24 protein-coding genes and 6 tRNA genes are annotated in these 26199 nt (G+C 63.1%); 12 read left to right on the forward strand and 18 right to left on the reverse strand.

Translation table 11 applies throughout. The annotated features are described in order from the left end of the window. Positions 1–3: 3 nt before the first annotated feature. Positions 4–831 (reverse strand): protein-glutamate O-methyltransferase CheR, encoded by an 828-nt coding sequence (gene cheR, locus K5H97_RS20610; protein ID WP_028691042.1) that lies wholly within the window; start codon positions 829–831, stop codon positions 4–6. 51 nt (positions 832–882) lie between these two features. Next, positions 883–1812, reverse strand: coding sequence for a chemotaxis protein CheV (locus K5H97_RS20615; RefSeq protein ID WP_028691043.1), 930 nt, complete (start codon positions 1810–1812; stop codon positions 883–885). Positions 1813–1875: 63 nt separating this feature from the next. Between K5H97_RS20615 and flgA the strand changes: the two genes are divergently transcribed. From flgA to K5H97_RS20635, 4 genes are all read left to right on the forward strand, one after another. Beyond that, positions 1876–2625, forward strand: coding sequence for a flagellar basal body P-ring formation chaperone FlgA (gene flgA, locus K5H97_RS20620; RefSeq protein WP_028691044.1), 750 nt, complete (start codon positions 1876–1878; stop codon positions 2623–2625). Between the two features lie 174 nt (positions 2626–2799). Beyond that, the gene (flgM, locus tag K5H97_RS20625; RefSeq protein WP_028691045.1) at positions 2800–3114 is read left to right on the forward strand and encodes a flagellar biosynthesis anti-sigma factor FlgM; all 315 of its coding nucleotides are present in this window, start codon (positions 2800–2802) and stop codon (positions 3112–3114) included. A gap of 47 nt (positions 3115–3161) precedes the next feature. Continuing rightward, a complete protein-coding gene (locus K5H97_RS20630) occupies positions 3162–3629 on the forward strand; it encodes a flagella synthesis protein FlgN (protein WP_028691046.1) in 468 nt (155 codons plus the stop codon). 90 nt (positions 3630–3719) lie between these two features. After that, positions 3720–4463, forward strand: coding sequence for a flagellar brake protein (locus K5H97_RS20635; RefSeq protein WP_028691047.1), 744 nt, complete (start codon positions 3720–3722; stop codon positions 4461–4463). Between the two features lie 48 nt (positions 4464–4511). On the opposite strand, the gene K5H97_RS20640 is transcribed toward K5H97_RS20635, so the two are convergent. From K5H97_RS20640 to bkdR, 3 genes are all read right to left on the reverse strand, one after another. Then, entirely contained in the window at positions 4512–5843 is a 1332-nt protein-coding gene (locus K5H97_RS20640) for an MFS transporter (RefSeq protein ID WP_028691048.1), read from the reverse strand. A 130-nt stretch (positions 5844–5973) separates the two neighbouring features. Then, positions 5974–7215, reverse strand: a complete 1242-nt coding sequence (locus K5H97_RS20645; RefSeq protein WP_169740502.1) for a glutamine synthetase family protein — start codon at positions 7213–7215, stop codon at positions 5974–5976. A 204-nt stretch (positions 7216–7419) separates the two neighbouring features. Continuing rightward, positions 7420–7908 (reverse strand): Bkd operon transcriptional regulator BkdR, encoded by a 489-nt coding sequence (gene bkdR, locus K5H97_RS20650; RefSeq protein WP_028691050.1) that lies wholly within the window; start codon positions 7906–7908, stop codon positions 7420–7422. A 198-nt stretch (positions 7909–8106) separates the two neighbouring features. Here bkdR and K5H97_RS20655 point away from each other — a divergent pair, with 198 nt between their 5' ends. From K5H97_RS20655 to lpdA, 4 genes are read left to right on the forward strand one after another with little or no spacing between them, the layout of a single operon-like run. Next, positions 8107–9339 carry a 3-methyl-2-oxobutanoate dehydrogenase (2-methylpropanoyl-transferring) subunit alpha gene (locus K5H97_RS20655; protein ID WP_028691051.1) on the forward strand — a complete coding sequence of 411 codons (1233 nt, stop codon included), beginning with the start codon at positions 8107–8109 and terminating at the stop codon, positions 9337–9339. 1 nt (position 9340) lies between these two features. After that, positions 9341–10399, forward strand: coding sequence for an alpha-ketoacid dehydrogenase subunit beta (locus tag K5H97_RS20660; protein WP_028691052.1), 1059 nt, complete (start codon positions 9341–9343; stop codon positions 10397–10399). Beyond that, positions 10400–11668: a dihydrolipoamide acetyltransferase family protein gene (locus tag K5H97_RS20665; RefSeq protein WP_028691053.1), complete on the forward strand. Its 1269-nt coding sequence runs from the start codon at positions 10400–10402 to the stop codon at positions 11666–11668. Between the two features lie 2 nt (positions 11669–11670). Then, the gene (lpdA, locus tag K5H97_RS20670; protein WP_028691054.1) at positions 11671–13050 is read left to right on the forward strand and encodes a dihydrolipoyl dehydrogenase; all 1380 of its coding nucleotides are present in this window, start codon (positions 11671–11673) and stop codon (positions 13048–13050) included. Positions 13051–13113: 63 nt separating this feature from the next. Here the strand turns inward: lpdA and K5H97_RS20675 are convergent, their stop codons facing one another. Beyond that, complete coding sequence (locus K5H97_RS20675; protein ID WP_028691055.1) at positions 13114–14112, reverse strand: diguanylate cyclase domain-containing protein; 999 nt, start codon at positions 14110–14112, stop codon at positions 13114–13116. A gap of 220 nt (positions 14113–14332) precedes the next feature. On the opposite strand from K5H97_RS20675, the gene K5H97_RS20680 reads away from it, so the two are divergent. Further along, positions 14333–14881 (forward strand): hypothetical protein, encoded by a 549-nt coding sequence (locus K5H97_RS20680; protein WP_036986135.1) that lies wholly within the window; start codon positions 14333–14335, stop codon positions 14879–14881. A gap of 1 nt (position 14882) precedes the next feature. Here the strand turns inward: K5H97_RS20680 and K5H97_RS20685 are convergent, their stop codons facing one another. Then, positions 14883–16274: an aminotransferase-like domain-containing protein gene (locus K5H97_RS20685; protein WP_028691056.1), complete on the reverse strand. Its 1392-nt coding sequence runs from the start codon at positions 16272–16274 to the stop codon at positions 14883–14885. A 187-nt stretch (positions 16275–16461) separates the two neighbouring features. Between K5H97_RS20685 and K5H97_RS20690 the strand changes: the two genes are divergently transcribed. Beyond that, a complete protein-coding gene (locus K5H97_RS20690) occupies positions 16462–17664 on the forward strand; it encodes a benzoate/H(+) symporter BenE family transporter (protein WP_028691057.1) in 1203 nt (400 codons plus the stop codon). A 27-nt stretch (positions 17665–17691) separates the two neighbouring features. Here the strand turns inward: K5H97_RS20690 and K5H97_RS20695 are convergent. Both K5H97_RS20695 and phnN read right to left on the reverse strand, forming a co-directional pair. After that, a tRNA-Arg gene (locus K5H97_RS20695) sits at positions 17692–17768 on the reverse strand. Between the two features lie 74 nt (positions 17769–17842). Next, entirely contained in the window at positions 17843–18466 is a 624-nt protein-coding gene (gene phnN, locus K5H97_RS20700; RefSeq protein WP_028691058.1) for a phosphonate metabolism protein/1,5-bisphosphokinase (PRPP-forming) PhnN, read from the reverse strand. Between the two features lie 109 nt (positions 18467–18575). On the opposite strand from phnN, the gene K5H97_RS20705 reads away from it, so the two are divergent. Further along, positions 18576–18725 carry a hypothetical protein gene (locus K5H97_RS20705; protein WP_155952690.1) on the forward strand — a complete coding sequence of 50 codons (150 nt, stop codon included), beginning with the start codon at positions 18576–18578 and terminating at the stop codon, positions 18723–18725. A gap of 87 nt (positions 18726–18812) precedes the next feature. After that, a complete protein-coding gene (locus K5H97_RS20710) occupies positions 18813–19139 on the forward strand; it encodes an Arc family DNA-binding protein (protein ID WP_003254499.1) in 327 nt (108 codons plus the stop codon). A gap of 162 nt (positions 19140–19301) precedes the next feature. Here K5H97_RS20710 and mgtE read toward each other — a convergent pair whose 3' ends face one another. The 9 genes from mgtE to alaS form a co-directional block, all read right to left on the reverse strand. Then, positions 19302–20744 carry a magnesium transporter gene (gene mgtE, locus K5H97_RS20715; protein ID WP_028691059.1) on the reverse strand — a complete coding sequence of 481 codons (1443 nt, stop codon included), beginning with the start codon at positions 20742–20744 and terminating at the stop codon, positions 19302–19304. A 398-nt stretch (positions 20745–21142) separates the two neighbouring features. Then, positions 21143–21219, reverse strand: a tRNA-Arg gene (locus K5H97_RS20720). A gap of 71 nt (positions 21220–21290) precedes the next feature. Beyond that, positions 21291–21367, reverse strand: a tRNA-Arg gene (locus K5H97_RS20725). Positions 21368–21439: 72 nt separating this feature from the next. Next, positions 21440–21516 (reverse strand) — tRNA-Arg (locus K5H97_RS20730). A 70-nt stretch (positions 21517–21586) separates the two neighbouring features. After that, a tRNA-Arg gene (locus tag K5H97_RS20735) sits at positions 21587–21663 on the reverse strand. A gap of 48 nt (positions 21664–21711) precedes the next feature. Further along, positions 21712–21802, reverse strand: a tRNA-Ser gene (locus K5H97_RS20740). Between the two features lie 72 nt (positions 21803–21874). Then, a complete protein-coding gene (gene csrA, locus K5H97_RS20745) occupies positions 21875–22063 on the reverse strand; it encodes a carbon storage regulator CsrA (protein WP_003254503.1) in 189 nt (62 codons plus the stop codon). A 168-nt stretch (positions 22064–22231) separates the two neighbouring features. Then, a complete protein-coding gene (locus K5H97_RS20750; protein WP_028691060.1) occupies positions 22232–23467 on the reverse strand; it encodes an aspartate kinase in 1236 nt (411 codons plus the stop codon). Between the two features lie 83 nt (positions 23468–23550). Further along, positions 23551–26175 (reverse strand): alanine--tRNA ligase, encoded by a 2625-nt coding sequence (gene alaS, locus K5H97_RS20755; RefSeq protein ID WP_028691061.1) that lies wholly within the window; start codon positions 26173–26175, stop codon positions 23551–23553. Positions 26176–26199: the final 24 nt, after the last annotated feature.

A 26199-nucleotide genomic window follows, 5' to 3' on the forward strand; every position in this document is an offset into this window, starting at 1 on the left:
ACCTTACTTGGCCTGGTAAATGATCCCTGGACTGCACTGGACCATCTGATAGTGGTCCGGCAACCCGTTGAGCGCCTCGGACGCGCCAAGGAACAGGTAGCCACCAGGCTTGAGCGTGCTGTGAATGCGCATGAGGATGTCCTTCTTGACCTGAGCCGAGAAGTAGATCAGCACGTTGCGACAGAACACGATGTCGAATTTGCCCAGCGGCGCATAGCTGTCGAGCAGGTTGTACGAACGGAACTCAACGCGACTGCGGATCGGCGGCTTGACCGCCCAGCGCCCCGGCCCCTTGGGGTCGAAGTAGCGCTGCAGGCGCTCCTGGGACAGGCCACGGGCAATGGCCAGACTGTCGTACTCGCCAGTCTTGCAGTTGTTGAGCATGGCGCCGGACAGGTCGGTGGCAACAATCTGCGCGCCCATCTTCAACTGGCCGAGGTTGGTGCGCTCGAACTCGTCGATCGACATCGAGATCGAATACGGCTCCTGCCCCGACGAACAGGCCGCCGACCAGATGCGCAGCCGCTGGCCCGGATTGTTCTTGATGAACTCCGGGATCACCTTGCTCTTGAGCACTTCGAACGGGTAGGTGTCGCGAAACCACAGCGTCTCGTTGGTGGTCATGGCATCGACCACCTGCTCGCGCAAACCACTGCGTGGCTGGGTCTGGATGCGCTGCACCAATTCGCCCAGCGACTTGATGCCCTGTTGCTCCATCAGCTTGTTGAGACGGCTGGAGACCAGGTACTGCTTATTCTCGCCCAGCAGGATGCCACAGGCTTTCTCCAGGAAGACCCGGAACTGTTCGAAATCCAAATTACCCGTAGACAATGCTGCCGCCTCTTCTTAAATCGCTAGCGCCGGGGACGAGCCCCGGCCGTTTCAATGACTCGCCTTGATCCGATCGACCACGCGCTGGGCAAGATCGTCCGGCCTGAACTTGGCCAGGAAGTCATCAGCACCGACCTTCTTGACCATCGCCTGGTTGAATACCCCGGACAGCGAAGTATGCAGGCAGATGTGCAGCTTTTGCATACGCGGATCGCTGCGGATCTCCGCCGTGAGGGTATAGCCGTCCATTTCCGGCATTTCAATATCCGAGATCATCATGAGGAACTCTTCCTCCGGACGCTTGCCCTCGTCCACCAGCTTACGCAGGTAGTCCAGGGCCTGGCGACCGTCGTTGAGCGCCACCACCTCGACCCCCACGGTCTGCAGGCAACGGCTCACCTGCTTGCGCGCCACCGACGAATCATCGACCGTCAGCACCCGCAACATCACCGCCTTGTCCTGCACCTCGGCATCGATCACCCCCTCGGACACCGACTCGGACGACGGCGCCACTTCGGCCAGCACCTTCTCGACATCGATGATCTCGACCATGCGATTGTCGACCCGGGTCACGGCGGTCAGGTAGTGATCGCGCCCGGTGCCCTTGGGTGGCGGATGGATCTCTTCCCAGTTCATGTTGACGATGCGCTCGACCGAGTGCACCAGGAAGCCCTGGGTCTTGGTGTTGTACTCGGTGATGATCACGAAACTGTTGCGCGTTTCTTCCTTCAACTGCGGAAGGCCAGTGGCCATCGACAGGTCAAGGATCGGGATGGTCGCCCCCCGAATGTTGGCCACACCGCGCACCACCGGATGGGATCTGGGCAGAAGCGTCAGGTCCGGGCACTGCAGCACCTCCCGCACCTTGAACACATTGATGCCGTAGAGCTGATCGCCATTGAGGCGAAACAAAAGCAGCTCCAGGCGGTTCTGCCCCACCAGTTGCGTGCGCTGGTTGACCGAATCCATCACTCCAGCCATGCCAGACTCCTTCAACGATTGCCTAAGTACCGAATCGGCACGGGCTTTGCTTTTTTGAACGCCATGTACACGAAAACGACAAATTTCCGACGACTGACGCGCCTGCTGACCGGCTCACTGGCCGCCCTGTGCCTGCTGGCACCCGGCATTCGTACGCTGGCGGACTCTTTTACCTTGCCTGAACAGCTTATCGGTGTCACTCAGGGGTTTCTTGAGTTCACCGTAGAGGATTATCTGGCGACGACCCAAACCCCGGGCCGCTACGAAATCCAGGTCAATACCCTGGACCCGCGCCTGCGCATGCCCCAATGCAGCCAGCAATTGGATGCCTCGCTGGAAAGTTCGACGCCGCTCGGGCGGGTCACGGTACGGGTACGCTGCGACAGTGCCGCGCCCTGGACGGTGTTCGTCCCGGCACAGGTCCGCCTGCTGCGCGATGTGGTGGTCATGACGCGCCCCCTGAAGCGCGAAAGCGTGGTGACCGAAGGCGATGTGGCCATGCGCGAGCGCGATGTCGGCAGCCTCGGCCCAGGCTACCTGACCCAGCTCGACCAGGCCGTGGGCATGAAGCTGCTGCGCCCCACTGTGCTCGACCAGGTACTGACGCAACAGCACCTGGAACAGGCCGAGGTGGTTCGCAAGGGCGACCATGTGGTGATCATCGCCCGCAGCGGCAGCCTGAGCGTGCGCATGCCGGGCGAGGCACTGGACAAGGGCGGCCTGCAGACGCAGATCCGCGTGCGCAACCTGAATTCCAGGCGCGTGGTCAAGGCGCGGGTCACAGGCCCCGGCCAGGTCGAGGTGGCCATGTAACACACCGTGTCGGGATAATGACAGAACGCTGGCGATGTGGAACCGCGCGCCCTAAACTGTGTCACAAATCGGGTTGCGCACCTGTACCTGGAGGCACTGATGCATTCACACCTAAAGTTTTGCTCAGGCTGGCCGAAAACCAGGCATGCGTCCTAATTCCCAGGGGTTCTGAACATGGTCATCGACTTCAGTCGTCTCAACAACTCTCCGTCCGTCACGGGCGGCGTTCGCGGCAATGCCGCGCCAGGCAACGCCGAAAAAGCCGGCGAAGCCAGTGAAGCGCCAAAGCGCGCCAATGCCAGCGGAGAAGCGGTACACCTGAGCCCAGAGGCCCAGCAATTGCAGAAGATCAGCGACAAGCTGCGCGATCAGCCGACCGTCAACAGCGCCCGCGTGGCCGAGTTGAAGCAGGCCATCGCAGACGGCAGCTACAAGGTCGATGCCGACCGGGTCGCCAGCAAACTGCTTGATTTCGAAGCCCAGCGCTGACCTTCAGGCGCGCTGACTTCAAGGACGCAACACGCCAAGAGTTAGCCATGCACGACACTACCCTGCTGCAACTGATTGAAAACGACATAGCGCCGACGCAGGAACTGCTCGAGCTTCTGCAGAACGAAGCGATAGCCCTGCACGGTCGGGACATGATGGCCCTGGAGCAAATCCTGGCCCGCAAGCAGTCGTTGATCATCTTGCTCGAGCAGCAGGGCAAGCGGCGCAGTCAGCTGCTCCTCGAACTCGGCCTGAGTGCCGACCGCGAGGGGGCCCAGGCACTGGCCGCACAGTCGAGCAATGGCGAGGCCATCATGAGCCGGCTCGATGCACTGGGCGAGCTGATGGATGCCTGCCGGCAGGTCAACGAGACCAATGGCCGGATCATCCAGGTGCAACAACAGACCACGGCGAACCAGATCAGAATCCTTCAGGGTGGCGATTCCCCGTCGCTCTACGACAGCCGTGGCGGCACCTCGCCAATGGCCAAGCCCCGCGCACTCAGCCAAGTGTGATTAGTTCTATCTTATTTGTACCAAGACACGGAACATACTGGCAAAATGCCGTAACTTGCGTGTGCCGTTTTGCCTGGAGATTGATAACCCGTGTTCAATGAATCCGATGCGCCCCAGCCACCAAAGGTGCTCACCACCCCTTTGGAGATCACGGCCAACTTGCGCCAGTTGCTGGATAGCCACGACCCGCTGATCATCAGCTTCCACGAGCGCAGCCAGCGATTCCAGAGCTATGTGGTGCACGTCGACCGGGACAACGGCGTCCTGGCACTGGATGAAATGATCCCCCGCGATGGCGAAAAGTACATCGAGAACGGCGAGTCGTTCCGCGTCGAAGGCTTCCATGACGGCGTGCGCATCGCCTGGGAGTCCAGCACACCACTGACCATCACCGAGATCGACGGCCATCGCTGCTACCGCGGCCCACTGCCTGAGGAAGTGACCTATCACCAGCGTCGCAACGCCTTCCGCGCCGCGCTGAAGCTATCGCAACTGGTCGACATCACCCTCGACGGCGCCCACCTCAAGGGCAACGGCGCCCTGCGCGGCAAACTGCTGGACATCTCCGCCACCGGCTGCAAGCTGCGCTTCGACGGCAACGTCGAGGACCGCCTGCAACTGGGCCAGGTCTACGAGCGCTTCAAGGCCGGCAACCCGCTGGGCCTGACCGACACCCTGGTAGAACTGCGTCACCTGCACTTCGAGGAACGCATCAACACCACCTTCGCCGGGGTGCGCTTCCATAACCTCAACGGTCAGGCTCAGCGCAAGATCGAGAGTTTCGTCTATCAACTGCAGCGCGAGGCACGGCGGTTCGACAAAGACGACTATTGAGCGTCGCCAGGACATGATAAACGCCACCCCATGGGTGGCGTTTTGCATTCAGCGAGTAGCTGATTTGCTCGTCTCGCTTTCCCGCTCCATGCCGGCCTCCTCTTCGGTATCTTCCGCCGCCACCGGCGCCTGCATAACCTCCTGCACGGTCTGCTCATCGACCCGAGGGTCAAGGGCTGCCGACAAGGGCGAGCCGGCCGCCGGCATGGCCACGTGCCCAAGCGGCGCATCCTGGACCTGGTGCAGCCCGGTGACTGCCTTGGGCCGGATACGCCAGACCAGTACCAGGGCGAAGAATACGAAGAAGGCATACAGCATCTGCGCGCCCAGCAGCTTCATCAGCACCCCGGCCGCCAGCGGCCCGATGCAGGCGCCCACGCCATAAGTGACCAGCAGCATGGCGGTCAACGAGACCCGCCGCTCGCTTTCCACATGGTCGTTGGAGAACGCCACCGCCAGCGGATACAGGCAGAACTGCAGCAGCGATATGACGAAACCGATGCCGAACAACAGCGCCAACGGCACGCCTGGCAGGATCGCCAGCGGCGCCGAGGCCAGGGCCAGGCCGATCGCCACGCCACGTATCAGCACGGCGCGATCATAGCGGTCGGACAACCAGCCCAACGGCCACTGCACGAGCAGGCCGGCGAAAATACAACTGCCCATGAACAGGCCGATCTGCTCGGTGGTAAGCCCCTGGCTGGACGCATACAACGGCGCCAAGCCATAGAACGAACCGACGATCAGACCCGAGCCAAGTACCGTGGACAGCGACTGGGGCACACGCTTGATGAAAAACTTCGGCTCCATCGGCGCCGGCCGCAATGGCGCGGGGTGGATACGTCGGGTCATGGCCACGGGCACCAGGCACAGGGCAAAGCACATCGCCACGAGCATCAGCAACTCAGGCCCAAGCTGCGGATGCACCACCAGGATCAACTGGCCAAGCACCAGCCCCAAATAGGAAGCGATCATGTAGCCGCTGAACACCGCGCCGCGATGCTTGGCATCGGCCTGCTCGTTGAGCCAGCTCTCGATGACCATGTACTGGCACATCATCCCCAGGCCGACGATCATGCGCAGCCCGACCCAGGCCGGCAGCCAGCTGGTCAGCCCGTGCCCGAGCACCGCCGCGCCGACAATGCCGGCACAGGTGGCGTAGGCGCGGATATGCCCGACCCGGCCAATCAGCCGGTGCCCGACCTTGCCGCCTACCGCCAGGCCGAAGTAGTTGGCCGCCATCAGCGCACCGATCCACAGGCTGTCGACATGGTCGGCGGCCAGACGCAGGGCCAGGTAGGTACTGAGCAGACCCGAACCGATCAGCATCATCAGGGCGGCGAAGTACAACGACTGAAACGGCTTCCAGATATTTCGCATACGTCCCGTCAAGCTCCTTGATCTGGTGGCGCGAGGTTGCCGCCAAGCATAAAAGCAAATTCACTGCAGCGCAGGCCCCCGGCGGCTAAATCGGCCGCCGGGGGCGCATCCAGTAGCGGTCGTGTCGCGCTCAGGCTTGCGCGGCCAGCACGCGGCGCTCCCAGGGCGTGATCTCATCGAAGAAATCGCTCAGCTCCAGGGTCTTGGTGGCGATGTAGCCTTCGATGAACTCCCTGCCGAACAGTTCCCGCGCCAGGTTGCTGCGCTTGAGGCGTTCCAGCGCGGCGTGCAGCGTACAGGGCAGGCTCAGGTGCTCGGGCACCTCGAACTCGCCCTGGATCGCCGGCGTTGGCGCGATCTGGCGCTCGATGCCATGCAGGCCGGCGGCAAGGCTCGCGGCGATGGCCAGGTAGGGGTTGGCGTCGGCGCCCGGCAGGCGGTTCTCCACCCGCCGGGCCGCAGGTGAGCTGGCCGGGATGCGCAGGCCCGCGGCGCGATTGTCCTCGGACCAGCAGGCGTTGTTCGGCGACGCATAGGGGTGGCACAGCCGCTGGTAGGAATTGACGTTAGGCGCGAACAGCAGGGTGAAGTCAGCCAGGCAAGCCTGCAGGCCACCGATGAAATGGTGGAAGGTGTCGGTCGCCCTGCCCTGCTCGTCGCTAAATACATTGCGCCCGCTGGCGCTGTCGACCAGGCTCTGGTGGATATGCATCGAGCTACCGGGCGTGTGCGCCAGTGGTTTGGCCATGCACACCACGGTCAGGCCGTGCTTGAGCGCGACCTCCTTGAGCAGGTGCTTGAACAGGAAGGTCTGGTCGGCCAGCAGCAACGGGTCACCGTGCAGCAGGTTGATCTCGAACTGGCTTACGCCCATCTCGTGCATGAAGGTGTCACGCGGCAGGCCCAACGCCGCCATGCAGCGGTACACCTCGTTGAAGAACGGACGCAGACCGTTGTTGGAGCTGACGCTGAAGGCCGAGTGCCCCATTTCCCGACGCCCGTCCTTGCCCAGCGGCGGCTGGAACGGCAGGGTCGGGTCGCTGTTGGCGGCAAACACGAAAAACTCAAGCTCTGTCGCCACCACCGGCGCCAGCCCGCGCTCGGCATAGCGGGCAATCACCGCCTTGAGCTGGCCACGACTGGACAGCCCCGAGGGCGTGCCATCGAGTTCCACCGCGTCGCAGATCGCCAGGGCCCGAGGCTCGTCGCTCCAGGGCAGACGGTGGATCTGCGAAGGCGCCGCCACCAGCGCCAGATCGCCGTCGTCGCTGCCATAGTATTTGGCCGCCGGGTAACCGCCCATGATGCACTGCAGCAGGACCCCACGGGCCATCTGCAGGCGGCGGCCTTCGAGGAAACCCTCTGCGGTCATCACCTTGCCGCGAGGCACGCCGTTAAGGTCGGGGGTGACGCATTCGATTTCATCGATGCCCTTGAAGTGCGCTGCCTGGGCGCGCGGGCCTTCGGTCGTCATGACGCTGTCCTTCTTGTTGTGTTCGCATGCCGGGAATGGCGACACACACAACATAGGCCGGGGGTGTTTAAAATATCAAGCACCCCAGGCAACTTGCCCGGATCATTGCTCGCGCAGGGTCATGCCATTGGCCGGCAACGGCAGCGCGGTCTTGTAGCGCACCTGCTTCAGCGCAAAGCTGGAGCGAATGTTCGCCACTCCGGGCAAGCGCGTGAGGTAATCGAGGAAGCGCTCCAGCGCCTGGATGCTCGGCAGCAGCACCCGCAGCAGGTAATCCGGATCCCCGGTCATCAGGTAGCACTCCATGACCTCAGGCCGTTCGGCAATCTCCTCCTCGAAACGGTGCAGCGACTGCTCCACCTGCTTCTCCAGGCTGACGTGGATGAACACATTCACATCCAGCCCCAGCGCCTCGGGCGATAGCAACGTGACCTGCTGGCGGATCACCCCCAACTCCTCCATGGCCTTGACCCGGTTGAAGCACGGCGTGGGCGACAGGTTGACCGAGCGCGCAAGCTCGGCGTTGGTGATGCGGGCATTTTCCTGCAGGCTGTTGAGGATGCCGATATCCGTTCGATCCAGTTTACGCATGAGAGAAATTGACCTGGTTTTTGTGTTTGTACGGAATGTTTATCTGCGCCGCCGGACAAAGGCAATGAACTTGAGAGAAAAATTCTTTTGCCGTCCCCCTATGATGTAAAAAGACGCTGACCTGCCAGTCACAAGCAGGCAGTCAGCAGCGGCCGCTTCAAAGCTCACAAAAACAACATTCGAGCGAGCGTAAAAAGCATGAACGAGTACGCCCCCCTGCGTCTGCATGTGCCCGAGCCTACAGGCCGGCCAGGCTGCCAGACCGATTTCTCCTACCTGCGCCTGAATGACGCCGGTCAAGTCCGTAAACCCCCTATCGATGTGGAGCCTGCCGACACGGCAGACCTCTCCTACAGCCTCGTGCGCGTGCTCAACGAGCATGGCGACGCCGTCGGCCCCTGGGCCGAGGGTATCGACCCGAAGGTGCTGCGCCAGGGCATGCGCGCCATGCTCAAGACCCGCATCTTCGACAGCCGCATGGTGGTCGCCCAGCGCCAGAAGAAGATGTCGTTCTACATGCAGAGCCTGGGCGAGGAAGCCATCGGCAGCGGCCAGGCCCTGGCCCTCAACCGCACCGACATGTGCTTCCCCACCTACCGCCAGCAGAGCATCCTGATGGCCCGCGAGGTGTCGCTGGTGGACATGATCTGCCAGCTGCTGTCCAACACCCGCGACCCGCTCAAGGGTCGCCAGCTGCCGATCATGTACTCGGTGCGCGAAGCCGGCTTCTTCACCATCAGCGGCAACCTGGCCACCCAGTTCGTCCAGGCAGTCGGCTGGGCCATGGCCTCGGCGATCAAGGGCGATACCAAGATCGCCTCGGCATGGATCGGCGACGGCGCCACCGCCGAATCGGACTTCCACACCGCCCTGACCTTCGCCCACGTCTACCGCGCCCCGGTGATCCTCAACGTGGTCAACAACCAATGGGCGATCTCGACCTTCCAGGCCATCGCCGGCGGCGAGTCGACCACCTTCGCCGGTCGTGGCGTAGGTTGCGGCATCGCCTCGCTGCGGGTCGACGGCAACGACTTCATCGCCGTCTACGCCGCCTCGCGCTGGGCCGCCGAACGCGCGCGCCGCGGCATGGGCCCAACGCTGATCGAATGGGTCACCTACCGCGCCGGCCCGCACTCGACCTCGGACGACCCGTCCAAGTATCGCCCGGCTGACGACTGGAGCCATTTCCCGCTGGGCGACCCGATCGCTCGCCTCAAGCAGCACCTGATCAAGCTCGGCCAGTGGTCCGAGCAAGAGCACCAAGCGGTCACCGCGGAGCTTGAGGCCGAGGTGATCAAGGCGCAGAAGGATGCCGAGCAGTTCGGCACCCTGAGCAATGGCCATATCCCCAGCGCCGCCTCGATGTTCGAGGACGTGTACAAGGAAATGCCCGACCACCTGCGCCGTCAGCGCCAGGAACTGGGGGTCTGAGATGAACGATCACAACAACAGCATCCATCTGGAAAACGCCATGTCCACCACCACCATGACCATGATCCAGGCCCTGCGCTCGGCCATGGATGTCATGCTCGAGCGCGATGACAACGTGGTGGTCTACGGCCAGGACGTTGGCTACTTCGGCGGCGTGTTCCGCTGCACCGAAGGACTGCAGACCAAGTACGGCAAGTCCCGCGTGTTCGACGCGCCGATCTCCGAGAGCGGCATCGTCGGCACCGCCGTGGGCATGGGCGCCTATGGTCTGCGTCCGGTGGTCGAAATCCAGTTCGCAGACTACTTCTACCCCGCCTCCGACCAGATCGTCTCGGAGATGGCCCGCCTGCGCTATCGTTCGGCCGGCGAGTTCATCTCGCCGCTGACCCTGCGCATGCCCTGCGGCGGTGGCATCTACGGCGGCCAGACCCACAGCCAGAGCCCCGAGGCGATGTTCACCCAAGTCTGCGGTCTGCGCACCGTGATGCCATCCAATCCCTACGACGCCAAGGGCCTGCTGATCGCCTCGATCGAATGCGACGACCCGGTGATCTTCCTCGAGCCCAAGCGCCTGTACAACGGCCCGTTCGACGGCCACCACGACCGCCCTGTAACCCCGTGGTCCAAGCACCCGCACAGCGCGGTGCCGGATGGCTACTACACGGTGCCGTTGGACAAGGCGGTGATCACCCGCCCGGGCAACGACGTCACCGTGCTGACCTACGGCACCACCGTGTATGTCTCGCAGGTGGCCGCCGAGGAGAGCGGCGTCGACGCTGAGGTCATTGATCTGCGCAGCCTGTGGCCGCTGGACCTGGAAACCATCGTCGCGTCGGTGAAGAAGACCGGTCGCTGCGTGGTCGTGCACGAGGCCACCCGTACCTGCGGCTTCGGCGCCGAACTGGTGTCGCTGGTCCAGGAGCATTGCTTCCATCACCTCGAGGCGCCGATCGAGCGCGTCACCGGCTGGGACACCCCCTACCCCCACGCACAGGAATGGGCCTACTTCCCCGGCCCTTCGCGGGTAGGCGCGGCACTGAAACGGGTCATGGAGGTCTGAATGGGCACGCACGTCATCAAGATGCCGGACATTGGCGAAGGCATCGCGCAGGTCGAGTTGGTGGAATGGTTCGTCAAGGTCGGCGACATGATCGCCGAGGACCAGGTGGTGGCCGATGTCATGACCGACAAGGCCACCGTGGAAATCCCCTCGCCGGTCAGCGGCAAGGTATTGGCCCTGGGTGGCCAGCCGGGTGAAGTGATGGCGGTCGGCAGCGAGCTGATCCGCATCGAGGTCGAAGGCAGCGGCAACCATGTCGACGCGCCCCAGGCCAAGCCGGCGGAACCGGAACCGGCGCAGGTCAAGGCCGCGGCCCAACCCGAGCCACGCATCGAAGCACAACCCCAGGTTGCCGCGACCCACGCCGCCGCGCCTATCGTGCCGCGCGAAGCCCACGACAAGCCACTGGCCTCCCCGGCCGTGCGCAAACGCGCCCTGGACGCCGGGATCGAGCTGCGCTACGTGCATGGCAGCGGCCCGGCCGGGCGCATCTTGCATGAAGACCTCGACGCCTTCATCAGTAAACCGCAGAGCAGCGCCGGCCAGGCGCCGAGCGGCTACGGCAAGCGCACTGACAGCGAGCAGGTGCCGGTTATCGGCCTGCGCCGCAAGATCGCCCAACGCATGCAGGACGCCAAGCGCCGTGTCGCCCACTTCAGCTACGTCGAGGAAATCGACGTCACCAACCTGGAAGCCTTGCGCCAGCAGCTCAACGCCAAGTACGGCGACAGCCGCGGCAAGCTGACCCTGCTGCCGTTCCTGGTGCGCGCCATGGTCGTCGCCCTGCGCGACTTCCCGCAGATCAACGCCACCTACGACGACGAGGCCCAGGTCATCACCCGCCACGGCGCGGTGCATGTCGGCATCGCCACCCAGGGCGACAACGGCCTGATGGTGCCGGTACTGCGCCACGCCGAGGCCGGCAACCTGTGGAGCAACGCCGGCGAAATCGCCCGCGTGGCCCACGCCGCGCGCAACAACAAGGCCAGCCGCGAGGAGCTGTCCGGCTCGACCATCACCCTGACCAGCCTCGGCGCCTTGGGCGGCATCGTCAGCACCCCGGTGGTCAACACCCCGGAAGTGGCGATCGTCGGCGTCAACCGCATGGTCGAACGGCCGGTGGTGATCGATGGCCAGATCGTTGTGCGCAAGATGATGAACCTGTCCAGCTCGTTCGACCACCGCGTGGTCGACGGCATGGATGCCGCCCTGTTCATCCAGGCCGTGCGCGGCCTGCTGGAACAGCCCGCCTGCCTGTTTGTGGAGTGATCATGCAAGCGCTCATCAATACCACCCTGCTGATCATCGGCGGCGGCCCCGGCGGCTATGTGGCCGCCATCCGCGCCGGGCAACTGGGCATCCCCACCGTGCTGGTCGAAGGCCAGGCCCTGGGCGGTACCTGCTTGAACATCGGCTGCATTCCCTCGAAGGCGCTGATTCACGTGGCCGAGCAGTTCCACCAGGCCAGCCGTTACACCGAGCCTTCGCCGCTGGGCATCAGCGTGGCCTCGCCGCGGCTGGACATCACGCGCAGCGTCGAGTGGAAGGACGGCATCGTTGATCGCCTCACCAGCGGCGTCGCCGCCCTGCTGAAAAAGCACGGCGTGAAGGTGATCCATGGCTGGGCGAAGATCCTCGACGGCAAGAATGTCGAGGTCGATGGCCAGCGCATCCAGTGCGAGCACCTGCTGCTGGCCACCGGCTCGAACAGCGTCGAACTGCCGATGCTGCCGGTCGGCGGGCCAATCATCTCGTCCACCGAGGCCCTGGCGCCCAAGGCGCTGCCCCAGCACCTGGTGGTGGTCGGCGGCGGCTACATTGGCCTGGAACTGGGCATCGCCTACCGCAAGCTTGGCGCCAAGGTCAGCGTGGTGGAGGCCCGCGAACGCATCCTGCCGACCTACGACGCCGAACTCACCGCGCCGGTGGCCGACTCGATCAGGAAACTCGGCATCGCCCTGTACCTGGGCCACAGTGTCGAAGGCTATGCCGACGGCTGCCTGCTGGCCAGCGACGGCCAGGGTGGCCAGCTGCGCCTTGAGGCTGACCAGGTGCTGGTGGCCGTGGGCCGTCGCCCTCGTATCAAGGGCTTCGGCCTGGAAAGCCTGGACCTGAAGATGAACGGCGCGGCCATCGCCATCGACGAACGCTGCCAGACCAGCATGCGCAACGTCTGGGCCATCGGCGACGTGGCCGGCGAGCCGATGCTGGCGCACCGGGCCATGGCCCAGGGCGAGATGGTCGCCGAGATCATCGCCGGCAACAGCCGACGCTTCGAGCCGAGCGCGATCGCCGCGGTGTGCTTCACCGATCCGGAAGTGGTGGTGGTCGGCCAGACCCCGGAACACGCCAGCCAGCAGGGCGTAGACTGCATCGTCGCGCAGTTCCCCTTCGCCGCCAACGGCCGGGCCATGAGCCTGGAATCGAAGACCGGCTTCGTGCGCGTGGTGGCCCGTCGCGACAACCACCTGATCCTCGGCTGGCAGGCCGTGGGCGCGGCGGTGTCGGAACTGTCGACCGCCTTCGCCCAGTCGCTGGAGATGGGCGCTCGCCTGGAAGACATCGCCGGCACCATCCACGCCCACCCAACCCTGGGCGAGGCGGTGCAGGAAGCGGCGCTGCGCGCCCTGGGGCACGCCCTGCACATCTGACCTGACACTGAAGCGGCAATCGCCGATTTGGCCCGCTGCGCCCCTGGCGCCGCGGGTCTTTTTTCATTCGGCGACAACGTTCTTGCCGGCCGCCTTGGCCCGGTACAGCGCCTTGTCGGCACGGGCCAGCAGATCATGCCAGTCCTCCCCTTCCCGCCACTGCACCACGCCATAGCTCATGGTCAGCTGGCACTGACCAATTGGCGCCACCTTGGCCAGTGCCTCGCGGATTCGCTGGGCCGCTTCGCGCGCCTGCGCCAGTGAAGTCCGCGGCAAGACCACGACGAACTCATCACCGCCCCAGCGCGCCAGCAGGTCCTGCTCTTCCAGACACTGGCGGATCCGCTCGGTGACCTCGACCAGCGCCGCATCGCCACGGGCATGGCCGTGCAGGTCGTTGATCGGCTTGAAGTCGTCCAGATCCATGGCGATCAACGCCAGCGGTTCGCGGAAGCGCCGGGCACGCTCGCACGCCTGCTCCAAGGTCTTTTCCAGGCGATAACGATTGGCGGTGCGGGTCAGGGCGTCACGCTCGGCCAACTCACGATTTTCGTCGAGCTGGCGCTGCAACTGCTGGTTGACCCAGGACAGTTCGCGGGTGCGCTCGGCCACCTGGCTTTCCAGGGACAGGTTACGCTGCTCAAGTTCCGCCACCAACCGCTTGCCCGGGTCGATATTGCGGTGAGCACCCAGCATGCGCGCCACCGAACCATCGGCGTTGCGGGCGATGATATGGCCACTGTCCTCGATCCACAGGTAGCTGCCGTCCTGGCAGCGGCAACGGTACTCGATGCGATAGCGCTCATTGCGTTGGTTGATATATGCCTCGAAATGCGCCATCACCCGCGGGTAATCCTCGGGGTGGATCACGCTTTCCCAGGTCAACACGGAATTGTCCAGCGAATGGCTGGCGTAGCCGAGCATCGCGTACCAGCCAGGATTGCGGTAAACGTAGCCGTTGTTGGCATCCCAATCCCAGATGCCGTCGCTGATCAAATCGAACAAGGTGTGCAATTGCTGCTCGGTGAAGCCAGCCGGTAGTGGCTTTGCTGCCTGACTCATGGACGCGCTCCCTGTTGTCCAGCAACTGCGCCCCGTACCCGGTGCTGCCGACACATGATTGTGTTTGCCGCAAGCGGCAATCCTGTTCCTCTGCCGGGCAAGCATATTCCGAGGAACAGGCTGTCGGAATAGTCCTAACAGCCTATTTCGCCCCGGTCTCACTGCTGGCACAGCTTTTGCCACTTTCGTCGCGTTCTCACGATCCATTCATGGAGGAAACATGCTTATTACAGCGAACGGCCTGGGTTGGCAGGCCGTGCAACAGCAGCGCAGCGGTAACGAACAGTCCGCGGTTCAACCGTTCCCGTTCCAACTGGTCTCAGCCAGCGGCAAAGCTTCGGCGCAGCAGAACAGCCAGGGCAGCACCTCGCAACAGCATGCCGAGGACAACCGCAAGGAAGCTTTCTCCAAGCTCATGGTCATGCTGCACAACCCCGACGCGGCGAAGCAGGAGCAGACCAGCGTGGGCAAACAGGAAGCATCCGGCGCCCTGCAGGAGTTTCGCGACTACATGAGCAAGTCACCGGCGCAGAAGATCAAGGAAAAGCTGCTCGCGGAGCTTGGCCTGACCAAGGAAGAATACGACGCGCTGCCGCCCGAAAGGAAAATGATGATCGACCAACAGATCGCCCAACGCATGCAGGAAGAGGCCGAGATGAAGGTCCAGGCCAAACTTGAGCAGCAGGCACAGGCCGCCAGCCAGCCGCATGGCAGCCTGAGTTCGACAGATGCCCGCGACATCGAAAAACGTTACAGCACCCAGCTCTGACTCAGTAGAAGCGCTTCGGATCCCCTGACTCGAGCAGGCTGGCCAGCTGGGTCAGGGCGAAGCGCAGCTCCTCCCGGCTGGTCGGCGACATCAGCACGACCCGCACGCCACGCGGATCGCCCGTGCGCTCCACCTGGAACTGGCTGGCGCTCATCACCACCACGCCATTGGCCCGCGCCAGCAGGGCAAACTCGTCACTGCGCCATGGCTCGGGCAGGTTGAGCCAGAGGTGATAGCTGTGCGGTTGGCTTTGCAGCGATGCCTCGGTGAAGACTTCGCGGGCGATGGCCTGGCGCGCCGCCGCCTCGGCCCGATGCATTCGAATCAGTTGGCTGTCCAACCCTTCGCCGATCACATGGCTGGCCAGTTGCGCGGTCAACGGCGAAGGCATCCACACCGTGCTGCGCACCATGGCGGTCAGGCGCGACAGCAATTTCGGCGGGCTGTACAGGTAGCCGATGCGCAGCGCCGGCATGACTGACTTGGACAGGCTGGTGAGGTAGATCGAACGCTCCGGGGCAAAAGTCGCCAGCGGCCGGGTCTGTGGGTCGGTGGCGAGGAAGCCGTAGATGTCATCGTCCAGCAGCAGGAAGTCGAACTCCTCCGCCAGCGCCGCGATCTGGGCACGGCGCTGGTTGGACATGATTGCCGTGGTTGGGTTCTGGCAGGTCGCCACGCACACCAGCATCGTGGGCCGCTCGCGCTGGCAGATCTCGCGCAAGGCCTCGGGAATGATGCCCTGCTCGTCCATCGGCACGCCCCGCAGGCGGCGGCCCAGGCCGTGGGCCACGGAAATGATGCCCGGATAGCACAGCGACTCGCATAGCACCAGGTCGCCCGCCCCGGTCAGGGCGCTGATCGCCACCATCAGCCCGTGCTGTGCACCACTGGTGATGACCACCTGCTGCCACTGCGCGCCTGGCAGCCACTGGCGCAACCATTGCGCGCCCGCCTCGCGATGCGCCGGGTGGCCCCCGTCGGGGGCGTAGTCCAGCACCTGCTCCAGTCGCGTGGTATTGGCCAGTTCGGTCAACGCGTTGCGCAACCAGTACTGCAGGGTTTCGCCGTAGGGCTTGATGATCGACAGGTCGAGTGCTTCGCCGCGGGCAGCGGGCGCCGCGCGGGTAACGACAGGGGCCTCGCCGGTGTCGGCGATCCGGTCGAGGACGTAGGTGCCACGCCCCACCTCGCCCTGGGTCAGGCCACGCCGTGACGCCTCGGTGTAGGCGCGGCTGATGGTGCCCGGGGTGACATCCAGCGCCTGTGCCAGTTCGCGCAGCGTCGGCAAGCGCTCGCCACGGCGCAGCGCGCCGCTGGCGATGTCATGCGCCAAGGCATCGGCAATGGACAGGTAGACAGGCTGATTGCTTTCGCTGATCCGTGGAACCCACATGAGACGGCTACCGGGCTGAAAATGATTGAAATTTGAACATACAGGTCGACTTGAGTCGATCCTTCGAGCGATTCAAGTTGTTAGCAGCATCCGCGTGAGAGTCGCCCCACTTGAATTCAGGTCTCGTTACCGTATAGATTCAATTTGAATCGAATCAATCGAATCAATTAACTCAAATGGACTCGCCATGGATAACCTCAGAAAGGATTTTTCCGTCTCCGCCCTGGTCGCCGGCCTGATCGCCGTGATCATTTCCTACGCCGGCCCCTTGATTATCGTGTTCCAGGCCGCTGACCAGGCGGGCCTCGGCAACGAAGCGACTGCTTCGTGGATCTGGGCCATCTCCATCGGCAGCGGCCTGACCGGCCTGCTGCTGAGCTGGAAACTGCGGGTGCCGGTGATCACTGCCTGGTCCACGCCTGGCGCGGCGTTATTGGTGTCGATGCTGCCGGGCGTGTCACTGGCCCAGGCGGTGGGCGCCTACATCGTCGCCTCGCTGCTGATTGGCGTGATCGCCCTGAGCGGAGCCTTCGACAAGCTGATGAATCGCCTGCCCAAGGCCATTGCCGCAGCGATGCTGGCCGGCATCCTGTTCCGCTTCGGCGCCGAGCTGTTCAGCTCGATCCGCCTGCAGCCCGTGCTGGTGCTGTCGATGCTGGCGAGCTATCTGCTGTTCAAGCGCCTGTCGCCGCGCTACGCGATTCTTTCGGTGCTGATCGTCGGTTGCGGCCTCGCCGCCGGCCTGGGCCAATTGGACACCCAGGCCCTGGTGCTGGAAATGACCATGCCGACCTGGACCAGCCCACAGTGGAGTTGGCAGGCCATCGTCAATATCGGCCTGCCTCTGGCCCTGGTGTCGCTCACCGGCCAGTCGGTGCCCGGCATTGCCGTGCTGCGCACCTCCGGCTACCAGGTACCGGCACGCCCGATCGTCTCGGTCACCGCCCTGGGTTCGCTGCTGCTGGCGCCATTCGGCTGCCACGGCGTCAACCTGGCGGCGATCACCGCTGCCATCTGCACCGGCCGCGAGGCCCACGAGAATCCGGACAAACGCTACATCGCCGGCATGGCCTGCGGCGCCTTCTACCTGCTGATGGGCAGCTTCGGCGCGACCTTGGCCTCGGTGTTCGCCGCCTTGCCGAGGGAACTGATCGCCGCCCTCGCCGGCCTCGCGCTGTTCGGCGCCATCGCCAACGGCCTGGCCGGCGCCATGAATGACGAGAAACAGCGGGAGCCGGCGCTGATCACCTTCCTGGTCACCGCATCCGGCATGAGCCTGCTCGGCCTTGGCGCCGCGTTCTGGGGGCTGATCTTCGGGCTGGCGGCACACTTCGCCCTGAGCTACAGCCGTACGACGCGACAGCCGCAGACAAGCGTTCAGGTTCGTTGAACGAAGACAAGGGGAATGGGGGATAAATGGCGTCCCAGGGCAGGTTCGAACTGCCAACCTTCCCCTTAGGAGGGGGATGCTCTATCCAATTGAGCTACTGAGACACTGGAGCCGACAACAGACGCTGTGCGGCGGGGACGGCGAGCATGTTAACCAGCGTGTGGGCATTTGTCATGTATCAATCGGGCATTTTGCACGTCGGCTTTTTCCCCGCCGCGTCGGCGATCACGCCTTCGCAGCGCAACAGCGCAAGCAACGCCTCGACCGCGCTGACCAGAGAAGCAGAGTTGTCCACGACATGCACGCTGGGATCATAGGCCTGCAACCTGAAGTTGCGGGCCAGGCGCTGCTCGATCTCTTCGTTGCTCTCCCGCCCCCTGGCCAGCAATCGCTGCCGTAGCGCCTGCTGGGAAACCGTCAGCCCCACGGCCACCAGGTCGGGATAACGCTGCCGGGCGTTGGTCAGGTAGGCACGAGAGCCATTGACCAGCACCGACCGCCCTGCGGCGAGCCACGCGTCCAGCTGTACGGGAATGCCATAGCTCAGGCCGTTCGCCTGCCAATTCAGGGCAAACGCCCCCGCCTCGCGCATCGTCTCGAAGCGCTCGACACTCACCCCCAGCGCGTCTTCACCCTTGGCCTCGGCCGAGCGCGTGATGACCCGGCGGGCGATTTCGATGCCGTGGGCAATCAATCGCTGACGCGCCGCTTCGATCAGGGAATCTTTTCCCGAACCAGACGGTCCCATGAGGAATATCAAGCGCCCTCTTGAGGCCGCACCACCGCTTGCGTCATATTGCATAGCCACTATGCTCAATGTGTGGGAAACCAGCGAATTCCTGGATTTTCCCTAGGCCTTTGCCGTCTTTTACCAGATTTTGACGGCATTTGTCTGACGCCGGTGCAATTCGATGAATGTGAAACTTTTCAAACCAGTGCTCATTTCTGATAATTGGTACTGGCAAAAAGCCTTTATCGAGATCACTATTTGTCACAGAATTGACGCCAAGGAAACGGCGACCATGAGGCAAGATGAAGAACCAAAATCACATCACGGTTGAACATTTTGTCGTCGCCGCGGTCGTACTTCCACCGTGCGGCCAATTTGCGAACCGCTCCCCCTGAACCAGAACAACCGGTCAATTTATATGCGCCCAATGAAACAGGCTATCTATTCGAGCCGCACCGCCGACAAGTTTGTCGTCCGCCTGCCAGACGGGATGCGCGAGCGCATTGCCGAGGTAGCGCGCAACCATCACCGCAGCATGAACTCCGAAATCATCGCACGTCTGGAGCAGAGCCTTATCCAGGAAGGTGCCTTGGGTGACGAACTGAGCATGCGCCTGGACAGCCCAGAGCTCAGCCTCCATGAACGTGAACTGCTGCAGCGCTTCCGCCAGTTGTCCCATCGCCAGCAGAATGCGCTGGTCGCCCTCATCGCTCACGATGTGGAAATGGCCGCCGACGCGTCCTGATCCAGGCAAGCGACAACCGCACACAAAAAAGCCAGCGCAAGCTGGCTTTTTTGCATCTGATGATTGCAGAGTTGCGACGGGGTCACGCACGCCCCTGTAGGAGCGGCCCTATCGCGACACAAGGCCGCTCCTACAGGGGTTGGCATGGCCTGAGCACCACGCTTACAGCAGGAACAGCGTGGCCAGGCCGAGGAAGATGAAGAAACCGCCGCTGTCGGTGACCGCCGTGATCATCACGCTCGACCCCATCGCCGGATCTCGCCCCAGGCGCGTCAACGTCATCGGGATCAGCACGCCCATCAAGGCGGCCAGCAACAGGTTCAGGGTCATCGCAGCGGTCATTACCAGGCCCAGCGACCAACTGCCATAGAGCCAGAACGCCACGGCACCGATCACGCCCCCCCAGATCAGGCCATTGAGCAGCGACACCGCCAGCTCCTTGCGCATCAGACGGCTGGTATTGCCCGGCGACACTTGGTCGAGGGCCATGGCGCGCACGATCATGGTGATGGTCTGGTTACCCGAGTTGCCGCCGATACCCGCCACGATCGGCATCAGCGCCGCCAGCGCCACCAGCTTCTCGATGGAGCCTTCGAACAGGCCGATCACCCGCGAGGCGACAAATGCGGTGATCAGGTTGATGGCCAACCACGCCCAACGGTTGCGCAACGAGCGCCAGACCGAAGCGAAGATGTCTTCTTCCTCGCGCAGACCGGCCATGTTGAGCACTTCGCTCTCGCTCTCTTCACGAATCAGGTCGACCATTTCATCGATGGTCAGACGACCAATCAGACGCTCGTTCTTGTCCACCACAGGGGCGGACACCAGGTCGTAGCGTTCGAAGGCCAGGGCGGCGTCGTAGGCATCTTCCTCGGGATGGAAGCTCACCGGGTCATTGGCCATGACCTCCGCGACTTTCTTGTCCGGGTCGTTGACCAGCAACCGCTTGATCGGCAGCACACCCTTGAGAATGCCATCGTAATCGACGACGAAGAGCTTGTCGGTGTGCCCCGGCAGCTCCTTGAGCCGGCGCAGGTAGCGCAACACCACCTCGAGGCTGACGTCTTCGCGAATGGTGACCATCTCGAAGTCCATCAGCGCGCCGACCTGCTCTTCGTCGTAGCTCAGGGCCGAGCGCACACGCTCGCGCTGCTGGGCATCAAGGCTTTCCATGAGCTCGTGAACGACGTCGCGGGGCAGTTCCGGCGCCAGGTCGGCGAGTTCGTCGGCGTCCATTTCCTTGGCGGCAGCCAGCAGCTCGTGATCGTCCATGTCGGCGATCAGGGTCTGGCGTACGGCGTCGGAGACTTCGAGCAGAATGTCGCCGTCGCGATCCGAGCGCACCAGTTGCCAGACCGTCAGGCGGTCGTCCAGCGGCAAGGCTTCAAGGATGTAGGCGATGTCGGCGGGGTGCAGGTCGTCGAGCTTGCGCTGCAACTCGACAAGGTTCTGACGGTGGACGAGGTTTTCCACCAGGTCATGGTGATGACCTTCCTGACGGTGCGTCAGGTCCTCGACCACCCGCTGGCGCTGCAGCAGTTCGATCACCTGGGCCAGGCGATCCTGCAGGCTGTCTTGGGCTTTCTTTACTTCGATTTCGGTCATAGGCGAACTCCACTCCCAGCAGCGGAGCACGCCGGGAGAATCAATCGGTCAGATCTGGCTGCATGAAGCGTGTTAGCGAGTAACTACTGGGTAAGTCCATGGTGGGATTCCACAAGCCCCGGCGGGGCTGACGGGCGCAATCATACACTGTGTAAGCTGTCGGATCGCTTAAATTTTTGGCCAGAACAATCGTTTGCGCGCTAAAGCTGTGACAACGCTCGAAGCCATCAGTGCGACGGTCACTCTGGCGTGAAAAGCACATTCGTCGTGTGCCAACTCGATGTGCATCGCCGATCCCTGCAGGGACCTCCTACAGAACAGCGTAGATGGACATCCATGACAATTCAGCGCGCCAGAAAAACAAAAAGCCCGCTCTAATGAGCGGGCTTCTTGATGTATGGCGGACTCAGGAGGATTCGAACCTCCGACCGCTCGGTTCGTAGCCGAGTACTCTATCCAGCTGAGCTATGAGTCCGTGGTGGTAGTTTTAGGCCAGATTACCACTGGCTTGTTGAAGCGTCTTTGCAAGCAGAGCCACTTCAAAAGTGGCGGACTCAGCAGGATTCGAACCTGCGACCGCTCGGTTCGTAGCCGAGTACTCTATCCAGCTGAGCTATGAGTCCGTCGTTGGTAGTTTTAGGCCAGATTACCACTGGCTTGTTGAAGCGTCTTTGCAAGCGAAGCCACTTCAAAAATGGCGGACTCAGCAGGATTCGAACCTGCGACCGCTCGGTTCGTAGCCGAGTACTCTATCCAGCTGAGCTATGAGTCCGTGGGGTAGTTTTAGACCAGATTACCACTGGTGGATTGAAGCAGCCTTGCAGGCAAAGCCACTTCAAAAGTGGCGGACTCAGGAGGATTCGAACCTCCGACCGCTCGGTTCGTAGCCGAGTACTCTATCCAGCTGAGCTATGAGTCCGTGTCTTGCTGCGCCATTCGGATCGCTTTAAGCGCTCCAGGCAAATAATGGCGGTGAAGGGGGGATTCGAACCCCCGATACCCTTATGAGGTATACTCCCTTAGCAGGGGAGCGCCTTCGGCCACTCGGCCACCTCACCGCAACACGAGGCGAATATTAAACACACCCTTCCTCGTTTGCAACCCTTTTTTTGAAAAAAACTTCAAAAAAATTAAAGGCTTGGCTCCTCGTCCTTCTCTTTCTTGATCCGCAGGTAGATTTCCTCGCGGTGAACAGCCACTTCCTTGGGCGCGCTAACGCCAATACGCACCTGGTTGCCTTTGACACCCAGGACCGTCACGGTGATCTCACCGTCACCAATGATCAGGCTCTCGGCGCACCGACGAGTCAGAATCAGCATAGTTTTCTCCTCACATGAATCTTCAGGGACAACAGTCTTTGAAAAGCAGGGCCTGGCCGGGGACAACGGCACTGGCCCGGATCGACCGCCACGACTGCCTGGACAGGGACAGCCGCAGCGACCAGAAACGCGAAGGGCGCGGCAAGCCGCGCCCCTCCAAGCAGCGTGTCACTCACCCTGTCGGGCAGGCGCGTCAAGCTCGAACGCGGTGTGCAGCGCGCGCACGGCCAGCTCCAGGTACTTCTCTTCGATCACTACCGAGACCTTGATCTCGGAGGTGGAGATCATCTGGATGTTGATGCTCTCCTTGGCCAGGGCCTCGAACATGCGACTGGCAACGCCCGCGTGGGAGCGCATGCCGACGCCGACGATCGACACCTTGGCGATCTTGGTATCGCCGATCACTTCACGCGCGCCAATTTCGCGGGCGGTATTCTCCAGCACGCTCAACGCCTTCTCGTACTCGTTGCGGTGCACAGTGAAGGTGAAGTCGGTGGTGTTATCGTGCGAGACGTTCTGCACGATCATGTCGACTTCGATGTTGGCAGCGCTGATCGGACCGAGGATCTTGAAGGCAACGCCCGGGGTATCCGGGACGCCACGAATGGTCAGCTTGGCCTCATCACGGTTGAAGGCGATACCGGAAATGATCGGCTGTTCCATGGATTCCTCTTCATCGATGGTAATGAGGGTACCCGGACCCTCCTTGAAGCTGTGCAGCACGCGCAGCGGGACGTTGTACTTGCCGGCGAACTCCACCGAGCGGATCTGCAGCACCTTGGAGCCGAGGCTGGCCATTTCCAGCATCTCCTCGAAGGTGATCTTCTCCAGGCGCTGGGCCTGGGGCACGACACGCGGGTCGGTGGTATAGACGCCATCGACATCGGTGTAGATCTGGCACTCGTCGGCCTTCAGCGCCGCCGCCAGGGCCACGCCGGTGGTATCGGAGCCGCCACGACCGAGGGTGGTGATGTTGCCGTGCTCGTCGACACCTTGGAAACCGGCGACCACCACGACACGGCCGGCCTTGAGGTCGGCGCGGATCTTCTGGTCGTCGATCTGCAGGATGCGCGCCTTGTTGTGCGCACTGTCGGTGAGGATGCGCACCTGGTTGCCGGTGTAGGACACCGCCGGCACGCCGCGCTTCATCAGGGCCATGGACAACAGGGCGATGGTGACCTGCTCGCCGGTCGAGACGATCACATCCAGCTCCCGGGGTTCGGGCTTGTCGGTGATCTGCTTCGCCAAGTCGATCAGGCGATTGGTTTCCCCGCTCATCGCCGACAGCACAACCACCAGGTCGGTGCCTTGCTCGCGGAATTTCTTGACCTTGTCGGCAACCTGCTCGATCCGCTCGATGGAACCGACAGAGGTACCGCCAAATTTCTGTACGATCAACGCCATTTCAAAGGTGCCTCAGCCCTCAAGGGCCCCAAAAAACAATCCAACATGGCGGAGACGCCGACCAGACCGACGCCCCCGCCATCTCAAAGTCCCTGCTCGGCGAACGGCACGGCCAGGGCCAGCGCCTGGTCCAGCGCGGCGACGTCGACGCCACCGCCCTGGGCCATGTCAGGACGACCGCCGCCCTTGCCACCGACCGCTGCAGCAGCTTGTTTCATCAGGTCGCCAGCCTTGAGTTGGCTGGAGAGGTCCTTGGTCACGCCAGCCACCAGCACGACCTTGCCCTCATGCTCGCTGCCCAGCAGGATCACTGCGTGGCCGAGCTTGTTTTTCAGTTGATCGACGAGCGCCAGCAGCGCCTTGCCATCCTGCCCATCCAGGCGGGCGGCGAGGACCTTGGCACCCTTGACCTCAACGGCCGCGTTGGAGAGATCATCCCCGGCGGCGCTGGCGGCCTTGGCCTGCAGCTGCTCAAGCTGCTTTTCCAGCTGGCGGTTGCGCTCGAGCACAGCCGACAGCTTGTCGATCAGGTTGTCGCGATTGCCCTTGACCAGTTGCGCGGCTTCCTTGACCTGCTCTTCGGCAGTGTTCAGGTAGGCCAGCGCAGCAGCGCCGGTGATCGCTTCGATACGGCGCACGCCAGAGGCCACGCCGCCTTCGCTGATGATCTTGAACAGGCTGATGTCGCCAGTGCGTTTGGCGTGGATGCCGCCGCACAGCTCGACGGAGAAGTCACCGCCCATGCTCAGCACGCGCACGGTGTCGCCGTACTTCTCACCGAACAGCGCCATGGCGCCCTTGGCCTTGGCGGTCTCGATGTCGGTCAGCTCGGTCTGCACCTCGGTGTTGCGACGCACCTCGCGGTTGACAATGTCTTCCAGGGCCTTGATCTGCTCCGGTTTGACCGCCTCGAAGTGGCTGAAGTCGAAACGCAGGCGCTGGCTGTCTACCAGCGAGCCTTTCTGCTGCACGTGTTCACCCAGCACCTGGCGCAGGGCTTCGTGCAGCAGGTGAGTGGCGGAGTGGTTCAACGAGGTGGCGTGCTGCACTTCGGCATCGACGCGAGCATCAACCACGGCGCCGACAGTCAGCGCACCACTGGCGACCACGCCGTGGTGCAGGAAGGCACCGCCGGTCTTGGTGGTGTCGCGCACGTCGAAGCGCACGGCGCCGGCCTGCAGATAGCCGCTGTCACCGACCTGACCACCGGACTCTGCGTAGAACGGGGTGCGATCAAGGACAACAACGCCCTCCTCGCCTTCTGCCAGTTGCTCAACGGCCTGGCCGTCCTTGTACAGAGCGATGACCTTGCCCTGACCTTCGGTAGCGTCGTAGCCGAGGAAGTCGGTGGCAGTGTCGACCTTGACCAGGCTGTTGTAGTCCATGCCGAAGGCGCTGGCGGAGCGGGCACGCTCACGCTGGGCCTCCATCTCGCGCTCGAAGCCGGCTTCGTCGATGGTCAGCTCGCGCTCGCGGGCGATGTCGGCGGTCAGGTCCATGGGGAAGCCGTAGGTGTCGTACAGCTTGAACACCACGTCGCCCGGCACGACCTTGCCCTGCAGTTGTGCCAGGTCCTGCTCGAGGATGCGCAGGCCCTGCTCGAGGGTCTTGGCGAACTGCTCTTCCTCGGTCTTGAGCACGCGCTCGATGTGTGCCTGCTGGCTCTTGAGCTCAGGGAATGCTTCGCCCATCTCGGCCACCAGCGCGGCGACGATCTTGTGGAAGAAGCTACCCTTGGCGCCCAGCTTGTTGCCGTGGCGGCAGGCACGACGAATGATGCGGCGCAGCACGTAGCCGCGGCCTTCGTTGGACGGCAACACGCCGTCGGCGATCAGGAAGCCGCAGGAACGGATGTGGTCGGCGACCACTTTCAGCGACGGCTGATCGTCATTGGCGCAACCGATGGCTTTGGCGGCAGCAGCCAGCAGGCTCTGGAACAGGTCGATCTCGTAATTCGAGTGCACGTGCTGCATGACCGCACTGATGCGCTCCAGGCCCATGCCGGTGTCCACCGACGGGGCGGGCAACGGGTGCAGGACACCGTCGGCGGTGCGGTTGAACTGCATGAAGACGTTGTTCCAGATCTCGATGTAGCGGTCGCCGTCTTCTTCCGGCGAGCCGGGTGGGCCGCCCCAGATGTCGGCGCCGTGGTCGTAGAAGATCTCGGTGCATGGGCCGCACGGGCCGGTGTCGCCCATGGTCCAGAAGTTGTCGGAAGCGTACGGGGCGCCCTTGTTGTCACCGATGCGCACCATGCGCTCGGCCGGCACGCCGACTTCCTTGGTCCAGATATCGTAGGCTTCGTCGTCACTGGCGTAGACGGTGACCCACAGTTTTTCCTTCGGCAGGTTCAGCCACTTGTCCGAAGTCAGGAAGGTCCAGGCGAAGGTGATGGCATCGCGCTTGAAATAGTCGCCGAAGCTGAAGTTGCCCAGCATCTCGAAGAAGGTGTGATGACGGGCGGTGTAGCCGACGTTTTCCAGGTCGTTGTGCTTGCCGCCGGCGCGTACGCACTTCTGGCTGCTCACGGCGCGGGTATAGGCGCGCTTTTCCTGGCCGAGGAAGCAGTCCTTGAACTGGTTCATGCCGGCGTTGGTGAACAGCAGGGTCGGGTCATTGCCCGGGATCAGGGAGCTGGAGGCAACGCGAGTATGTCCCTGCTCTTCGAAGAAGCGGAGGAAGGCTTCACGGATTTCTGCGCTTTTCATAGGTTCTTCCACGGAAACGGCGGC

Origin of the sequence: Pseudomonas mosselii, assembly GCF_019823065.1 — a bacterium.
Lineage (GTDB): Bacteria > Pseudomonadota > Gammaproteobacteria > Pseudomonadales > Pseudomonadaceae > Aquipseudomonas > Aquipseudomonas mosselii.

Excerpts from the sequence above, each read along its gene's own strand:
- K5H97_RS20665 (WP_028691053.1), top strand. The coding sequence starts at position 10,400 with ATGGGCACGCACGTCATCAAGATGCCGGACATTGGCGAAGGCATCGCG.
- K5H97_RS20705 (WP_155952690.1), top strand. The coding sequence starts at position 18,576 with ATGAATGTGAAACTTTTCAAACCAGTGCTCATTTCTGATAATTGGTAC.
- K5H97_RS20675 (WP_028691055.1), bottom strand. The coding sequence starts at position 14,112 with ATGAGTCAGGCAGCAAAGCCACTACCGGCTGGCTTCACCGAGCAGCAA.
- K5H97_RS20710 (WP_003254499.1), top strand. The coding sequence starts at position 18,813 with ATGCGCCCAATGAAACAGGCTATCTATTCGAGCCGCACCGCCGACAAG.
- flgM (WP_028691045.1), top strand. The coding sequence starts at position 2,800 with ATGGTCATCGACTTCAGTCGTCTCAACAACTCTCCGTCCGTCACGGGC.
- K5H97_RS20615 (WP_028691043.1), bottom strand. The coding sequence starts at position 1,812 with ATGGCTGGAGTGATGGATTCGGTCAACCAGCGCACGCAACTGGTGGGG.
- K5H97_RS20680 (WP_036986135.1), top strand. The coding sequence starts at position 14,333 with ATGCTTATTACAGCGAACGGCCTGGGTTGGCAGGCCGTGCAACAGCAG.
- phnN (WP_028691058.1), bottom strand. The coding sequence starts at position 18,466 with ATGCAATATGACGCAAGCGGTGGTGCGGCCTCAAGAGGGCGCTTGATA.
- K5H97_RS20750 (WP_028691060.1), bottom strand. The coding sequence starts at position 23,467 with ATGGCGTTGATCGTACAGAAATTTGGCGGTACCTCTGTCGGTTCCATC.
- K5H97_RS20640 (WP_028691048.1), bottom strand. The coding sequence starts at position 5,843 with ATGCGAAATATCTGGAAGCCGTTTCAGTCGTTGTACTTCGCCGCCCTG.
- K5H97_RS20690 (WP_028691057.1), top strand. The coding sequence starts at position 16,462 with ATGGATAACCTCAGAAAGGATTTTTCCGTCTCCGCCCTGGTCGCCGGC.
- K5H97_RS20645 (WP_169740502.1), bottom strand. The coding sequence starts at position 7,215 with ATGACCGCAGAGGGTTTCCTCGAAGGCCGCCGCCTGCAGATGGCCCGT.
- K5H97_RS20660 (WP_028691052.1), top strand. The coding sequence starts at position 9,341 with ATGAACGATCACAACAACAGCATCCATCTGGAAAACGCCATGTCCACC.
- lpdA (WP_028691054.1), top strand. The coding sequence starts at position 11,671 with ATGCAAGCGCTCATCAATACCACCCTGCTGATCATCGGCGGCGGCCCC.
- K5H97_RS20655 (WP_028691051.1), top strand. The coding sequence starts at position 8,107 with ATGAACGAGTACGCCCCCCTGCGTCTGCATGTGCCCGAGCCTACAGGC.
- mgtE (WP_028691059.1), bottom strand. The coding sequence starts at position 20,744 with ATGACCGAAATCGAAGTAAAGAAAGCCCAAGACAGCCTGCAGGATCGC.
- bkdR (WP_028691050.1), bottom strand. The coding sequence starts at position 7,908 with ATGCGTAAACTGGATCGAACGGATATCGGCATCCTCAACAGCCTGCAG.
- K5H97_RS20685 (WP_028691056.1), bottom strand. The coding sequence starts at position 16,274 with ATGTGGGTTCCACGGATCAGCGAAAGCAATCAGCCTGTCTACCTGTCC.
- K5H97_RS20630 (WP_028691046.1), top strand. The coding sequence starts at position 3,162 with ATGCACGACACTACCCTGCTGCAACTGATTGAAAACGACATAGCGCCG.
- csrA (WP_003254503.1), bottom strand. The coding sequence starts at position 22,063 with ATGCTGATTCTGACTCGTCGGTGCGCCGAGAGCCTGATCATTGGTGAC.
- flgA (WP_028691044.1), top strand. The coding sequence starts at position 1,876 with ATGTACACGAAAACGACAAATTTCCGACGACTGACGCGCCTGCTGACC.
- alaS (WP_028691061.1), bottom strand. The coding sequence starts at position 26,175 with ATGAAAAGCGCAGAAATCCGTGAAGCCTTCCTCCGCTTCTTCGAAGAG.